Origin of the sequence: Hydrogenophaga sp., from assembly GCF_019635465.1 — a bacterium.
In the GTDB taxonomy this organism is placed as follows: Bacteria; Pseudomonadota; Gammaproteobacteria; order Burkholderiales; family Burkholderiaceae_C; genus Hydrogenophaga.
The window spans coordinates 56,988-71,929 of record NZ_JAHBZK010000004.1; the positions used below are offsets into that span (position 1 = coordinate 56,988).

A 14,942-nucleotide genomic window follows, 5' to 3' on the forward strand; every position below is an offset into this window, starting at 1 on the left:
TTACTTCGCTGCGCCGGACACCCCGATCACCGCCCACCTCGTGGCACTCGTCGGGTGTCACGCCACCATCACTTCAGCCCGCGAGTGTGGGGTGCTCCACGCAGCGACATAAAGGAGGAGGACCGGGCTCAGCCCGGTCCGGGGGACAGTCGCGGAGTGGAGTACCCCGCGATCGCGAGCGTGCGAGCCGCGATGTGCAACGAGCGAAGAGCATCGCAATCAGCGATGCACCTCCACCTCCCCGGCAGAGGACAACATCGCCATCAAGCGCCGCCGGATCAGGATGCCGGGCCGATCGGAATCCATCGAGTACTCCACGCCGCGGCGGCGCAGGTCGACCACCGCGTCCGGGTCGGTGCTTTCCAGGATGTCCTTGTCCTCGCGCGTGATCTCGGCGTCAAAGTCGATCAGCATCTGTGCCGGGCAATCCTGCTCGGTGTCGTTGCGGAACAGCCATTGGCACAACTGGATGTGGCCATCGTCGATCGGTGTGAAGCAGTTGATGATCACGTGGCGCACACCGCCCGGGTACTCGATGTCGAGCCGGCGCGAGAACGGTTGCATGTAGGCGTTGCGCATGTGGCGCTGGGTGATCGCATCCTTGACGCCGCTGATGCGCTGAAATCGCTCGGGGTTGGCGGCGTCGATCACCGTCTCGGCGTAGAAGCCCTGCTCGTTCTCGACGATCTGATACTTGCTGGGCTTGGGTTGCGCCGCCACGCCAAAGGTGGCGCGGTGCACGAAGCTGAAGTGCGAGTTGTCGAATGAGTTCTCCAATGCACGCACCGGGCTGGTCTGCCAGGTTTCGTAGAACTGGAAGATGGTGCGCCAGCCCGGCGCGTCGAACTCGGGCATGGTGGGGATGTCGGCTTCGGGCTCCTCCAGCGCCACCCAGGCATAGCCGTAGCGCGCTTCGCAACGGTAGGCAGGCGTGCAGTAGTCCTTGGGAATCTCACGGTCAGCGCCGTACTGCGGGATCTCGATCACGCGACCGCTGCGGTTGTAGACCCAGCCATGGTAGCCGCACTGCAGGTTGCCGTTCTTGCACCAGCCCTTGCTGAGTTTGGCGGTGCGGTGGCAGCAGCGGTCCTTGAGCGCGGCAGGCGCGCCGTGCTCGTCGAGGAAGAGGACGATGGCCTCGCCGAGCAGCGTGAAGGGTTTGGGGCCGTCCTGCAGTTCCGTCAGTGGCATGACGGCGTGCCAGTGGCGGCGAAAGACGGCTTGTTGGGAGACGAGCATGGGGAAGCACTCCTGATGGAAACGGCTTGAACGTGGGGCTCAAGAGCAATTTCCTGCCCACCCTGGCGGTGGTTGAACGCTTCTACTCTCGCGCAGGAATGTAGCAAAACCAGGGCCACGCCGGTGTGCATCCCGTCGCCGCACCACAAGCGTGCAGCGCCGCTGGCACGGCTCCTGCGTCAGCGTTGCGCAGGAGTAGAAGCGTTCAGCGTCCCCGCAGTGGGACGCCCGGAAATTGCTCTGTCGATACCGACGCCGAACCAACGGCGCCGGACCGTTCAAGGCACACACCGGAGACCCGCCATGCAGCGCCGCCGCTTCCTCGTTCAATCCATCGCAACGTCCGCCGCCCTGTGCGCGCCCGCCATCTGGGCGCAAGGCAGCCCCAGGCTGCAACCCCTGAAGTTCACCCTCGACTTTCGCGTCACAGGCCAGACCTCGCCCTTCTTTCTGGCCCAGCAGCGCGGCTACTACGCGGCCGAAGGTCTGGACGTGAGCATCGACGTCGGCTCGGGCTCGGTCGCTTCGATCACGCGCATCGTCAGCGGCGCCTACCAGATGGGCCTGGGCGACATCAGCTCGCTCATCGAGTTTCAGTCGGTCAATGGCGGCACGCCGGCGGTGCAGGCCGTGTACCAGTACTACAACCGCGCGCCCTTCGCCATCATCGGCCGCAAGGACCGCGGCATCACCGATTTCAAGAGCCTGCAGGGCAAGAAGGTGGCCGCCGCCGCCGTGGAGTCGACCCGTCGTGCCTGGCCCATGGTGGCGCGCAAGCTGCGCGTCGAGGACGGCTATTTCCAGTGGTCCACCACCGACTTCTCCGCACGCGACAACGTCATGGTGCGTGGCGACGTGGACGCGGCCACCTACTTCCACGACTCGGCCGTGTCGCTGTTCGCGCGCATGAAGCCCGAGGAGCTGACGGTGCTCAAGTACACCGACGCGGGCGTGAACCTGTATGGCAACGCCATCCTCGCCAGCAACGCCATGATCACGCAGAACCCAAATGCGGTCGCCGGCTTCCTGCGCGCCACCAACCGCGCCATTCAGGACGCATTCGCCGACCCGGCCGCGGCGATTGCCGCCACCAAGGCACGCGAGTCCATCCTCAACGAGGCGGTCGAGCTGGAACGCTGGCGCATCACGCGCGAGTACATCGCCGCCGCCGACACGCGCAGCCATGGCCTGGGCGATGTGCTCAAGCGCACGCTGGAACAACAGGTCGACGAGGTGAGCGAGGTGTTCAAGCTCAAACTCAAACCGGGTGTGGAAGGTGTCTTCAACCGCGCCTTCCTGCCGGCCGCCAGCGAGCGCAGGGTGGCATGAGCAAGGAGCTGCTTGACGAAGTCGCGCTCGATGAGCGTGACGGGCGCTACCTGCGCCAGGCCATCGCCTGGTCGCAGGTGGCCCGCGATCGCGGCAACCGGCCGTTCGGTGCGGTGGTGATCGGCGAGGACGGTGCGGTGCTCGCCGAGGCCTGGTGCAACACCACCGAAACCGGTGACTGCACCGGCCACGCAGAAACCACCGCGGTGCGCCAGCTGGGCAACCGCTTTGCGCGTGACACACTGGCCCGCGCCACGCTGTACTCCTCGGCCGAGCCCTGCGTCATGTGCGCGGGCGCCATCTTCTGGAGCGCGATCGGGCGGGTGGTCTACGGCATCGACGCGGTACGCCTGCGCGACTTCCGGGGCGAGCGCACCGAGCAACGCGATGCCGAGCTGTCGTGCCGCGACGTGTTCGCCGCCTCACCGCACCCAATCGACTGCATCGGCCCCGCGCTCATCGACGAGGCCAGCGAGGCGCACCGGGGGTTCTGGAAAACGTGAGCGCGTGCCTTCAGCAGGGCGAGCCGGACTGTCCGAATGTGGCTGCGGCCCAGGGGCGTGCACCTACACTCGCGCCCATGCCCTGGCACGCTCACCTGCACCTGCACTACCAGTCCAATGCGGACAAGACCACGCTGCAGTTCCGCCACGACGGGCCGCTGCGCATCCTCAAGAGCCTTTACCCCGAAGGGCCTCGCGTCTGCCACAACGTGGTCGTGCACCCACCGGGCGGCCTGGTGGGCGGTGATGTGCTCGACATCGATGTGCAGGTCGATGCCGGCGCGCACGCGCTGATCAGCACACCCGGCGCCACCCGCTTCTACCGCAGCGACGGACCACAGGCCGCGCAGCAGGTGCAACTGCATCTGGCGCCCGGTGCGCGTTTGGAATGGCTTCCGCTGGAGACCATCGCCTACCCCGAATGCAATGCGCGCAATCAGCTGTCCATGACCCTGGACGACGATGCCGAATGCCTGGGCTGGGATGTCACCGCACTGGGTCTGCCCGCCGCCGACCAGGCCTTCGAGCGCGGCGTATTGCAGCAACAGGTGCAATGGCCCGGCGTGTGGCTGGAGCGCGCGCGCATCGACGCCAGTGACACCCGGCTGCTCGATGGCCCGGTCGGCCTGGCGGGCCAACGCGCCATGGGCACCTTGTGGCTGGCCAGTGGCACACCGCGCGACGACGCCACACGCGAGCGGCTGCTGGACGTCGCGCGCGACGCCCTGGGCGCGCCCGATGGCGTGGTCCACGCCGGCGCCACCAGCCCCGATGCGCGACTGGTGCTGGTGCGCGCGCTGGCGCCGCAGGTTGAGCCGCTGATGCAGGCGCTGCAGCGCGTCTGGGCCGCCTGGCGGGCCGCGGCATGGGCCATGGGCCAGCAGCCGCCGCGCATCTGGCGGGTGTAAACCCCTCTATTCGACGCTTAGGCGCGGGCGCGGGCGCCCAGAATCGGTGCACGGTTTTCACTGACCGTGCCCGAGCCATGTTTTTTGAAGACAACCCGCTGCACGAATCGCAAGCCCTCGTGATCGAGGGCAACGCACAGGCGCGCTCCATCATCGTTTCGCAGTTGCGCGAACTCGGTGTGGGCACGGTGGCGCAGTGCGCGCGGGCCCACGACGCGCGCCGCAAGCTCGAAGCGCAGCGCTACGACGTCGTCATCTGTGAACAGCAGTTCGATCGGGAAAGCTATTCGGGCCAGGAACTGCTCGACGACCTGCGGCGCAACCAGATCCTGCCGTTCTATACCGTCTTCATCATGCTGACGGCCGAGGCCACCTACAGCAAGGTGGCCGAAGCGGCGGAGTCGGCGCTGGACGCCTACCTGCTCAAACCCCACACCGGCGCCCGCCTGGGCGAGCGCATCTTTGCCGCGCGGGCACGCAAGCGCGCCCTGCAGGACATCTTCGAAGCGATCGACACGCAAGATTTCGAGCGCGCCACTTCCTTGTGCCTGGCGCGATTTGAAACACGCAAGGACTACTGGCTCTATGCCGCGCGCATCGGCGCCGAGCTGCTGCTGCGCGAAGGCCGTATCGAAGAAGCACGCGAGCTCTACCAGGCCGTCATCGAAGCCAAGACCCTGCCCTGGGCACGGTTGGGCGTGGCGCGCACACAGCTGGAAGGCGGGCAACCCGCCAAGGCCGTCAGCACGATCGAAAGCCTGCTGATCGACGACGACGCCTTTGCCGATGCCTACGACGTGATGGGGCGTGCCCAGTTCGAGCTGGGTCAGTTCGACCAGGCGCTGTCCACCTACGCCATGGCCACGCGGCTCACGCCGGGCTCCATCAGCCGCCTGCTCAAACACGGCATGCTGGCCTTCTTCAGCGGTGACCGCGCCGAAGGCGTGGAACACCTGGACCGCGCCGCCCGCATGGGTGTCGACTCCAAGTTGTTCGATCCGCAGGCACTGGTGCTGCTGGCTTTCGCCCGCTACGACAACAACGACACGCGCGGCCTGCAACGCTGTGTCGAGAGCCTGGCGCGCATCGCCGACCGCAGCTTCGAGCCCGAACGTCCGCGCCGCCTGCACTTGGTGGCCAACGCCATCAACGGCCTGCACAACAAGATCAACGCGGTGGCACTGGACGCGGCCGCCGAGCTGATGGGACAGGTGCTGGCCGCCGAATTCGACGTCGAGACATCCTGCAACCTGATCTCGCTGATGCTGCGCATGGTCGATCGCGGCGTGACGCCACCCGACGCCGACGCGGCCATCGATGCGATCGCCCTGCGTTTTGGTACCAGCCGCGCCATGAGCGAGCTGCTGGCCTGCGCGGCCAGGGGTCACAACACCTGGGAAGAGGTCCTGCGCAACGGCCACGCCACCATCCTCAAACTCTCGGAAGCCGCCATGCGCCGCAGCCTCAAGGGCGACCCGGCGGGCACCGTGGAGCAGTTGCTGGCAGAGGCCGACCGCACCCGAAACGCCAAGCTGATCGAGTCGGCCCACCAGGTGCTCAACCGCTACGCCGATCGCATCCCCGGCGCCGACGCGCTGCACCTGCGCGTGGACGCCATGCGCGACACCTATCGCCTGCGGCCCTTGCGCCTGGGCGACCAGACCGGCCACGGCGTCGGCGGCATTCCACTCTCGGGCGGCTTCAAGACGCCGCAACGCGACGGCCTGCTCGACGAACTCAAGGCCGCCTGAACGCCCTCGCAGGCGCCCGGGCATGCAGGCCCGGTCACAATCGCGCGCTCATCCATTGCGGAGATCGCGCATGACACCAGAAAAAGTCGCCGTCGTCACCGCCGGTGGCAGCGGCATGGGCGCCGCCGCCGCGCGCAAACTGGCCGCCGACGGCCATCGCGTGGCCATCCTGTCCTCCTCGGGCAAAGGCGAGGCGCTGGCCGCCGAACTCGGTGGCCTCGGCGTTACCGGATCGAACCAGTCGGTGGCGGACCTGCAACGCCTGGTCGACCTGACCATGGCTCGATGGGGCCGCGTCGACGTGCTGGTCAACAGTGCGGGCCACGGTCCCAAGGGGCCGCTGCTGGACATCACCGACGAGCAGTGGCACGCGGGCATCGACGTCTACCTGCTCAACGTGATCCGTCCAACGCGAATCGTCACGCCATTGATGGTGCAGCAAGGTGGTGGCGCCATCGTCAACATCTCGACCGCCTGGGCCTTCGAGCCCAGCGCCATGTTCCCGACCTCCGGCGTGGCACGGGCCGGGCTGGCCGCCTTCACCAAGGTGTTCGCAGACCAGTACGCCGCCAGCAACGTGCGCATGAACAACGTGCTGCCCGGGTGGATCGACAGCTTGCCGCAGACAGATGCGCGCCGCGACAGTGTGCCGATGCAGCGCAATGGCCGCGCCGACGAGATCGCGGCCACGGTGGCCTTCCTGGCCTCCGAGGGCGCGGGTTACATCACCGGGCAGAACATCCGCGTGGATGGCGGTTTGATGCGCTCTGTCTGAGGCAGGCGGCCAGAGCGGCCGACCGCTCAGATCGCCACCAGCTGGCGAATGCCCTTGTCCTGCATCTCGCTGCCGGGTCCGCTGGCGATCACCTCGCCACGCTCCATCACCAGGTAGCGGTCCGCCAGCGCCTCGGCGAAGTCGTAGTACTGCTCCACCAGCAGGATCGCCATGGGCTCGCCGTCCAGGCCCTTGTCGGCCAGCTGACGCAGCACGCGGCCGATGTCCTTGATGATGTTCGGCTGAATGCCCTCAGTGGGCTCGTCCAGGATCAGCACCTTGGGCTTGCTCGCCAACGCACGCGCAATGGCCAGCTGCTGCTGCTGCCCGCCCGAGAGGTCACCGCCGCGGCGGCCCAGCATCTGCTTGAGCACCGGGAACAGCTCGAACAGTTGTGGTGGCACCGGGGTGCCGGCTGGTCGCGTGGCCAGTCCCATCTGCAGGTTCTCCTGCACGGTCAGCCGGGCAAATATCTCGCGTCCCTGCGGTACATAGCCCATGCCCAGGTGGGCACGCACATAGGGCGCGGCGCTGTGCACCGTCTGGCCGTCGAAGGTGATGTCGCCGCTCTTGATGGGCACCAGGCCCATGAGCGACTTGAGCAGGGTGGTCTTGCCCACCCCATTGCGCCCCAGCACCACCGTCACTTCGCCCTTGTTGGCTTGCAACGAGACGCCGCGCAGGATGTGGCTGCCGCCGTAGTACTGGTGAACGTCCTTGACTTCAAGCATGGCGGAATCCGTTCAGGTCAGCGTCCAAGGTACACCTCGATCACGCGCTCGTCGGCCTGCACCTCGTCGAGCGTGCCTTCGGCCAGCACCGAACCATCGCAGAGCACCGTCACCTTCTCGGCAATGGTGCGGATGAAAGCCATGTCGTGCTCCACCACCATCAGCGAGTGCTTGCCCTTGAGCGTGAGGAAGAGTTGCGCGGTGCGCTCGGTTTCTTCGTCGGTCATGCCGGCCACGGGTTCATCGAGCAGCAACAGCTTCGGGTCCTGCATCAGCAGCATGCCAATCTCCAGCCATTGCTTCTGACCGTGACTGAGTTCACCGGCCTGGCGCGTCACGTGCTCGGTGAGGTGAATGGTCTGCAGCACCTCGGCCAGGCGGTCGCGCTGCTCACCATCGGGGCGAAAGTGCATCGAGGGCCAGACCCGCTTGTTGGTGGCCAGCGCCAGCTCCAGGTTTTCGTAGACGCTGAGTTGCTCGAACACGGTGGGCTTCTGGAACTTGCGCCCGATGCCCAGGGTGGCGATCTCGGCCTCGCGGTGGCGCAGCAAGTCGATGGTCGAGCCGAAGAACACCGTGCCTTTGTCGGGCCGGGTCTTGCCGGTGATGATGTCCATCATCGTGGTCTTGCCCGCACCGTTGGGGCCGATGATGCAGCGCAGTTCGCCCGGTGCGATGTCCAGCGACAGGCCGTTGATGGCCTTGAAGCCATCGAAGGCCACATGCACGTCTTCCAAGTACAGGATGCGCCCGTGCGTGGTATCGACCTCGCCGGGTACCACAGGTCGCGAGAAGCCGGCCTTGCGCCCGCCCGATTCGGTGTTGCCGGACGGCAGGATGCCGGCGTAGCGCTGCATGCGCTCGGCGCCGGCCTGCATGAGATCGGGCGTCATGCCTTGCCTCCCTTGCGCAGCTTCTTGACCAAGCCGACAACCCCCTGCGGCATGAACAGCGTGACAGCAATGAACAGGGCACCGAGCACGTAAAGCCAGAACTCGGGAAAGGCGACGGTCAACCAGCTCTTGCCGCCATTGACCAGGAAGGCGCCGACGATGGGGCCGATGAGCGTGCCGCGACCACCGACGGCCGCCCAGATGGCGATCTCGATGCTGTTGGCCGGCGTCATCTCGCTCGGGTTGATGATGCCCACCTGCGGCACGTACAAGGCGCCGGCGATGCCACACATCACGGCCGATATCGTCCAGATGGCGAGCTTGTAGGGCAGCGGGTCGTAGCCGCAGAACATGGTGCGGTTCTCGGCATCGCGGATGGCCTGCAGCACACGGCCGAACTTGCTGCGCACCAGCCAGCGCGCCATCAAAAAGAACCCCAGCAAGGTCAGCCCGGTCAGCACGAACAGGAACATGCGCATCTGCGGCGTGGCGATGGCGATGCCCAGGATGCGTTTGAAATCGGTGAAGCCGTTGTTGCCGCCGAAGCCGGTCTCGTTGCGAAAGAACAGCAGCAGGGCGGCGTAGGTGAGCGCCTGCGTGATGATGGAGAAGTACACGCCCTTGATGCGTGAGCGGAAAGCAAAGTAGCCGAACGCGAACGCCACGCCACCGGGCACCAGCACGATCAGGAACAGCGTGGCGATGAAGCTGTCGGACAGCGCCCAGTGCCAGGGCAGCTCCTTCCAGTCGAGGAAGACCATGAAATCCGGCAGGTCGCTCTGGTACTGACCATCGCGGCCGATCTGACGCATGAGGTACATGCCCATCATGTAGCCACCCAGCGCGAAGAACAGACCGTGCCCCAGCGACAGGATGCCGCTGTAACCCCAGATCAGGTCCATGGCCAGGGCGCAGATGGCGTAGCACATGATCTTGCCGAGCAGCGCCACCAGGTAGTCGCTCATGTGGAAGGCGCTGCCCTCGGGCACCAGCAGGTTGAGCACCGGCGCCAATGCGCACACCGCCAGCAACGCGATGAGAAAGGCACTCCAGCCGGCGCGGCTGAGCAACGGCGCACGTGCGGGCAGCACAACAGTGCCCACGGTCTGCGTCTGGGGCATCTGGCTCATGCCTCAACACTCCGGCCCTTGAGGGCAAAGATGCCTTGCGGGCGCTTCTGGATGAACACGATGATGAAGACCAGCACCGCGATCTTGGCCAGCACCGCACCGGCCCAGCCTTCAATGAACTTGTTGATCAGGCCCAGGCCGAGTGCGGCGTACACCGTGCCGGCGAGCTGCCCCACACCGCCCAGCACGACCACCATGAACGAGTCGACGATGTAGGCCTGGCCGAGGTCGGGACCGACGTTGCCGATCTGCGAAAGCGCGCACCCGGCAAGCCCGGCAATGCCCGAACCCAGTGCAAACGCCCAGGTGTCGATGCGCGCGGTGTTCACGCCCATGCATGCGGCAATGGGCCGGTTCTGCGTGACGCCGCGAACAAACAGACCGAGCCGTGTGCGCGCAATCAGCAAGGACACGCCAATCAACACTGCCGCCGCGAACGCCAGGATGACCAGGCGGTTGTAGGGCAGGTTCAGACTGCCCAGCAGCGTTATGCCGCCGCTCATCCAGCTTGGGTTTTCCACTGCCACGTTCTGCGCACCGAACAGGCTGCGCACGGTCTGCATGAGCACCAGCGAAATGCCCCAGGTGGCCAGCAGCGTCTCAAGCGGGCGACCGTAGAGAAAGCGGATCACCGTGCGCTCCATGACGGCACCCACCAGCGCCGAGGCCGCAAAGGCCGCCGGCATGGCCACCACGAGGTAGTAGTCGAACCACTCGGGCAGGTAGTGGCGGAACTGCGTCTGCACCAGCCAGGTCGCGTAGGCGCCGATCATGATCAGCTCGCCGTGCGCCATGTTGATCACGCCCATGAGGCCATAGGTAATGGCCAGCCCCAGTGCGGCGAGCAGCAGGATGCTGCCCAGGCTGATGCCGGTGAAGGCCTGACCCAGTCCGCTGGCCAGCGCCACCAGGCGATCGATGGACGCGAGCGACTTGGTCAGGGCGGCCTTGACCGCGTCGCTCGACTCACTCTTGATCCGCTCCTCGATCAGCGGGCGCACGATCGGCTGGCGCGCCTCACCCAGCTTGGTGGCCGCGGCCAGGCGCATGGCCTCGTCGTCACTGGCCAGCTGCATCGCGGCCTGCGCCAGCTCCAGCGACTGGCGCGCGTCGGGGTCGAGCTCGCCCGCCAAGGCCTTTTCGATGAGGGGCAGGCCTGCGGGGTCGGGGTCGTTGAAGGCGTTGCGCTGCAGACTGCGCGCGGCCTCACGCTGGCGCTCGGGGCCAGCGGTAAACAGTTCGATGCCTGCCAGTGCGGTGTCGAGCACCCCACGCAAGCGGTTGTTGACCATGGCGTCGCCGGCGCTGTCCGGCAACGTGGCGGCCTGGCCGGTCACAGCGTCGATGGCGTTGTCGCCTTCGACGATGTAGACGTGGTCTTCGGTGAGGCGCAGCGCCTCGTCGGCGAGCGCACGGATCAGTGCGTGCGCTCGCTGGTCGTTGGTACCGGCGAGCCGGTTGATGGCGGCGATCCGATCGTCCGTGTCACCTTGCGCCACAGCCAGGGCGTCCTCCACGGTCAGCGCCCTGGCGGGCATGGCCGCCAGCGACCCGAGGGTGGCCAGCAGCAGGCTGCACAGAACGATCAGTCGTCGCATCGTCATCGGCTCGTGAGTGCCTGGATTGGCTTACTTCGCCATCTTGGCGGGCACGTTCTTCTTGCCCTTGTTCTCGGCGATGTAGTCGCTCCACGGATCGGCAACGACCGGGCCGGGGGTCTTCCACACCACGTTGAACTGGCCGTCGGCGCGCACTTCACCGATGAACACCGGCTTGTGCAGGTGGTGGTTTTCCTTGTCCATGGTGGAGATGAAACCACCCGGGGCCGGGAAGGTCTGACCGGCCATGGCCACACGCACCTTGTCGACATCGGTGCTCTTGGCTTTGGTGACCGCCTGCGCCCACATGTTGAAGCCGATGTAGGTGGCTTCCATCGGGTCGTTTGTGATGGGCTTGTCCTTGTGGCCGGCGATGTTCTTGGCCTTGGCGTAGTCGCTCCACTTCTTGACGAAGGCGGTGTTGGCCGGGCTCTTGATGCTCATGAAGTAGTTCCAGGCAGCCAGGTGGCCCACCAGCGGCTTGGTGTCCACGCCGCGCAGTTCTTCTTCACCCACCGAGAAGGCCACCACCGGCACGTCTTTGGCCGACAGACCGGCGTTGCCCAGCTCCTTGTAGAACGGCACGTTGGAGTCGCCGTTGATGGTCGAGACCACCGCCGTCTTCTTGCCCTCGGACGCGAACTTCTTGATCTTGGCGATGATGGTCTGGTAGTCGCTGTGGCCGAAGGGGGTGTACTCCTCCATGATGTCGGCCTCGCTCACGCCCTTGCTTTTCAAGAAGGCGCGCAGGATCTTGTTGGTGGTGCGCGGGTACACATAGTCGGTGCCCAGCAGCACCCAGCGCTTGGCCGAACCGCCGTCCTTGCTCATCAGGTATTCAACGGCGGGGATGGCCTGCTGGTTGGGCGCGGCACCGGTGTAGAACACGTTGGGACTGAGTTCTTCACCTTCGTATTGCACCGGGTAGAACAACAGACCGTTGTTCTCTTCCACCACCGGCAGCACCGACTTGCGGCTCACCGAGGTCCAGCAGCCAAAGATCACGGCCACCTTGTCCTGCGTCAGCAGCTGCTTGGTCTTCTCGGCAAACAGCGGCCAGTTGGAAGCCGGGTCCACCACCACAGGTTCGAGCTTCTTGCCCAGCAGACCGCCCTTGGCGTTGATCTCGTCGATGGCCATCAGCACCGTGTCCTTGAGCACGGTCTCGGAGATGGCCATGGTGCCCGAGAGGCTGTGCAGCACGCCAACCTTGATGGTCTCTTGCGCGTGGGCGCTCAGGCCGGTGAAGCCGAGCGAAGCGACGGTGGCGGCGGCCGCCAGGGTCTTGAGCGTCAGGCGACGCGGTTGTGAGGTGTTCGACGACATGGCGCTTCTCCTGTATCCGGTGGATGGGTGTTCCGATAGGGCTTGTGTTGCCGTCTTCACGCTGCACAAAGCCCGTGAGATCGGTCGAAACGGATGCTAGGGAGATACCCCATGGGCGTATGTACGCCGGGTGGCGTATGCGACCTAGAAATGACGAATCGCTGAGGCGGTGGAACCGGTGATCGCCGTCGCCGACACAGGTGCGCGCCTTGTTCTTGAGGCGTCGTTCCGGCAACGTTCGACCGTTGCCCCATTTCTTTTCACCCCATGCAACGCGGACGACTCTCCCCCTCCCCTCATCGGCAGGTTCGCCCAGGCCCCATGCCCTTGACCACGAACACTCAGCGACCCTATGGGGATTCGCGGCCAGCACGCCTCGTGGTGGTTCATCTGGCGCCCGTTCTGTCTCCTTGCGGACAGGACACAGCCCATGTCTGGCGTGAGCGCATGTCCATCGCCGATGGACGCATCGAAGAATTCACGCTGGGCGACCAGGCAGAGGCCATTGAGCTGCTCTGCGACAAAATGGCCGAGTGCATTGATTCGGGCACGCGCATCGTGTTTGCCGAGCACACCGACATCGCCCCCCTTGCCTATGCGCAGCACCTTATGGGTGAGGTAACGAGTGGACTGGCACGGCGCTGTCCGGACTGGGCGAGGCGCCACAGCCTCGAACCCCTCCCGGTGACGCTGTGGTCGACCACCGCGACGAACGATCCGCCTGTGCCAGGCGCCAAGGCGCAGGAGGTAAGCCGCGCCAGCGCAGCAGAGCGAAACGCGGTGAAGTGGGCGTTCGGGCATCCAAACGACGCCGACTTCCTCGGGCTGGTGGTGATCAAACACGGTCCCCTCACCCCCCCGGAAGTCGACCAGCTCAAGGTTCTGCAAGCCGCCTTGCCTCCCGACAGTCTCCTGGTCGCTTCACTGGATGTCGATCATCCCGACGCAAAGACGCTGGCCGGGCAACTGCGGGGAAAGATCGCAGCCGATACGCCGATGGTGGTGATTCAGGGCCAGGACGATGGTGTCACGCTGTATCTGACTCGCAGCGTGGAACAACACATGGGCATCACGCCTGATATCCACCGTCCGACGGGCGAACGCTCCCTGATGGACATGCCGGGTTTGCTCGATCGCTGCAAGATGCATTGGGTGGTTCAGGTTCACCGTGCAGACGAACGCTACAAGGCGGAACTCGAATCGTGGATACGGCAGGAGGCGCAAGGCAAGTCATTGGAACAGGTGATGGAGATCGCCAACGATTTGCTTGCGGGAATCGTCTGGACGTCCCCGGGCGAAGCAAACCCCGCCGCAGTCACGCTGGACCTGGCGGGCATTGAGCGGCTACCACCATTTCCGCCGGGACGTGTGCACAAGCTCTCTCTGTTGAACTGCGACGTCGAGGACTTTCGGCACCTGCCCGCGTCCCTGACACACCTGCGGATCGTCAACCGCGCGCGCGCCAGTCTGGCGCTCGACGCCAGTCGCCTGCCCAGGTTGAACATCCTGTCGATCGAACACATGTCGCTGGAGGCCTTTCCCGACACCTTGCTGGCCTTCTCATGGATGACGCGAATTCACCTGCTGGACGTCAGGATGCCCCAGGCGCACCTGCTGCGGCTTCGAGAGACACAGGCCAGAGCCGACTACGACGGTCCGACCTTCCTCTGGCCCGGGCGCTTTGAACACCAGGACACATCCGGCTCGGACGACGATCAACCACCGACCCCGCACCTGAACAGACGCATTCCTCGAACCCACTCGGGCGACCTCGCCGACACGCAAGACACGCTACCGGGCCCTTCGGCAGTGGCCGTCGAAACGCCCTTGTGGACAGCCCTGCATGCCCTGATCGAAACACTGCCGGGGGAGGAGCTGACCGCATCCAGGCAGCACATCGAGGAGACCCTGGGCAACCCCGCCTTCGTGCAATGGGTGCAGCGCCTGAGCCGTCTGGCACCCAGGCAGCGCAACCGCGTTGTGCCGGGACTGGTCGACCTCATCACATGCAGCATGAAAGACGAAGATCTTCGCCACCACATGCTGGCAATCGTTGAAGACGCCAGCATCAGCTGCAATGACCGGATCACCTTGAGCTGGGAGCGGGTGCATCAGTTGCGTCAGTGTCAGAGCATCCGTCTCGGTTTGTACGATGGCCAGCCGTCGCACGTGCTGGCGCAGGCGCGTCAGGCCTTTCGGCAGGAGACCTTGACGCGCATTGCCATGGCGCACGTTCGTCAGCGGCGAACCAGCACGCCCGCAGATCGGACCAGCACGCAGGACATCGAGGAAGTGGAGATCTGTCTTGCCTTCAGCTCGCAAGCGGCGGGACCGCTGAACATGACCACCGAAATGGGCTTTGGCCTGTATGTGGGCGAGGCCATCTCTGGCGTCAGCCTGCTGGACGTGTCGCGCGCCATCAAGCAGGTACGTCGCGAGGAGAACGAGCGCTTCACCGACTTCCTGGCCCAATGGGACCCATGGCTGGCCGTGCTGCGTCGCCTCGCACCCGATGCCATGGAACAAATCGATGATCAGCTGGCCGATCTTGACCAGATCGAGCGTTGGCGCCGGGACATGGCGCAGCAGGCGGCCGAGAGCGGACTGATGGGCCGCGACCTTGAGAGCGCGGTCACCCGTGCCCTGGCGCAACGCGGCGCCGACGAACGCGTGGCGCGGCAACGGCGGCTGACCGAGGACACCTTGCACACGATGGGACTGACCCACCTGCTGCGGCCGGCCTGGCAAGCGCAGTAATC

Annotated in this window: 12 protein-coding genes; 6 read left to right on the top strand and 6 right to left on the bottom strand. The window is 65.6% G+C overall.

Going from position 1 to position 14,942, the window contains the following annotated elements:
- Positions 1-219 precede the first annotated feature (219 nt).
- Entirely contained in the window at positions 220-1,239 is a 1,020-nt protein-coding gene (locus tag KF871_RS04470) for an aromatic ring-hydroxylating dioxygenase subunit alpha (protein WP_291138818.1), read from the bottom strand.
- A gap of 303 nt (positions 1,240-1,542) precedes the next feature.
- Here KF871_RS04470 and KF871_RS04475 point away from each other — a divergent pair, with 303 nt between their 5' ends.
- The 5 genes from KF871_RS04475 (at position 1,543) to KF871_RS04495 (ending at position 6,505) form a co-directional block, all read left to right on the top strand.
- On the top strand, positions 1,543-2,568 hold the full coding sequence (locus KF871_RS04475) for an ABC transporter substrate-binding protein (protein WP_291138820.1): 1,026 nt from the start codon (positions 1,543-1,545) through the stop codon (positions 2,566-2,568).
- Positions 2,565-3,071: a nucleoside deaminase gene (locus tag KF871_RS04480; RefSeq protein ID WP_291138822.1), complete on the top strand. Its 507-nt coding sequence runs from the start codon at positions 2,565-2,567 to the stop codon at positions 3,069-3,071. The genes KF871_RS04475 and KF871_RS04480 overlap by 4 nt, the downstream gene beginning before the upstream one ends.
- Positions 3,072-3,148: 77 nt before the next feature.
- On the top strand, positions 3,149-3,979 hold the full coding sequence (locus KF871_RS04485) for an urease accessory protein UreD (RefSeq protein ID WP_291138825.1): 831 nt from the start codon (positions 3,149-3,151) through the stop codon (positions 3,977-3,979).
- A gap of 77 nt (positions 3,980-4,056) precedes the next feature.
- Positions 4,057-5,730, top strand: coding sequence for a response regulator (locus KF871_RS04490; protein WP_291138827.1), 1,674 nt, complete (start codon positions 4,057-4,059; stop codon positions 5,728-5,730).
- A 70-nt stretch (positions 5,731-5,800) separates the two neighbouring features.
- Positions 5,801-6,505 carry an SDR family oxidoreductase gene (locus KF871_RS04495; RefSeq protein WP_291138829.1) on the top strand — a complete coding sequence of 235 codons (705 nt, stop codon included), beginning with the start codon at positions 5,801-5,803 and terminating at the stop codon, positions 6,503-6,505.
- Between the two features lie 26 nt (positions 6,506-6,531).
- On the opposite strand, the gene urtE is transcribed toward KF871_RS04495, so the two are convergent.
- From urtE to urtA, 5 genes are read right to left on the bottom strand one after another with little or no spacing between them, the layout of a single operon-like run.
- Positions 6,532-7,236 carry an urea ABC transporter ATP-binding subunit UrtE gene (urtE, locus tag KF871_RS04500; RefSeq protein WP_291138831.1) on the bottom strand — a complete coding sequence of 235 codons (705 nt, stop codon included), beginning with the start codon at positions 7,234-7,236 and terminating at the stop codon, positions 6,532-6,534.
- A gap of 17 nt (positions 7,237-7,253) precedes the next feature.
- Positions 7,254-8,129 (bottom strand): urea ABC transporter ATP-binding protein UrtD, encoded by an 876-nt coding sequence (gene urtD / locus KF871_RS04505; protein ID WP_291138833.1) that lies wholly within the window; start codon positions 8,127-8,129, stop codon positions 7,254-7,256.
- Positions 8,126-9,259 carry an urea ABC transporter permease subunit UrtC gene (gene urtC / locus KF871_RS04510; protein WP_291138835.1) on the bottom strand — a complete coding sequence of 378 codons (1,134 nt, stop codon included), beginning with the start codon at positions 9,257-9,259 and terminating at the stop codon, positions 8,126-8,128. Before urtC ends, urtD begins: the two co-directional genes overlap by 4 nt.
- Positions 9,256-10,857 (bottom strand): urea ABC transporter permease subunit UrtB, encoded by a 1,602-nt coding sequence (gene urtB, locus KF871_RS04515; protein ID WP_291138837.1) that lies wholly within the window; start codon positions 10,855-10,857, stop codon positions 9,256-9,258. The genes urtC and urtB overlap by 4 nt, the downstream gene beginning before the upstream one ends.
- A 30-nt stretch (positions 10,858-10,887) precedes the next feature.
- Entirely contained in the window at positions 10,888-12,183 is a 1,296-nt protein-coding gene (gene urtA, locus KF871_RS04520) for an urea ABC transporter substrate-binding protein (protein ID WP_291138839.1), read from the bottom strand.
- A 447-nt stretch (positions 12,184-12,630) separates the two neighbouring features.
- On the opposite strand from urtA, the gene KF871_RS04525 reads away from it, so the two are divergent.
- Positions 12,631-14,940 carry an NEL-type E3 ubiquitin ligase domain-containing protein gene (locus KF871_RS04525; RefSeq protein WP_291138841.1) on the top strand — a complete coding sequence of 770 codons (2,310 nt, stop codon included), beginning with the start codon at positions 12,631-12,633 and terminating at the stop codon, positions 14,938-14,940.
- Positions 14,941-14,942 lie beyond the last annotated feature (2 nt).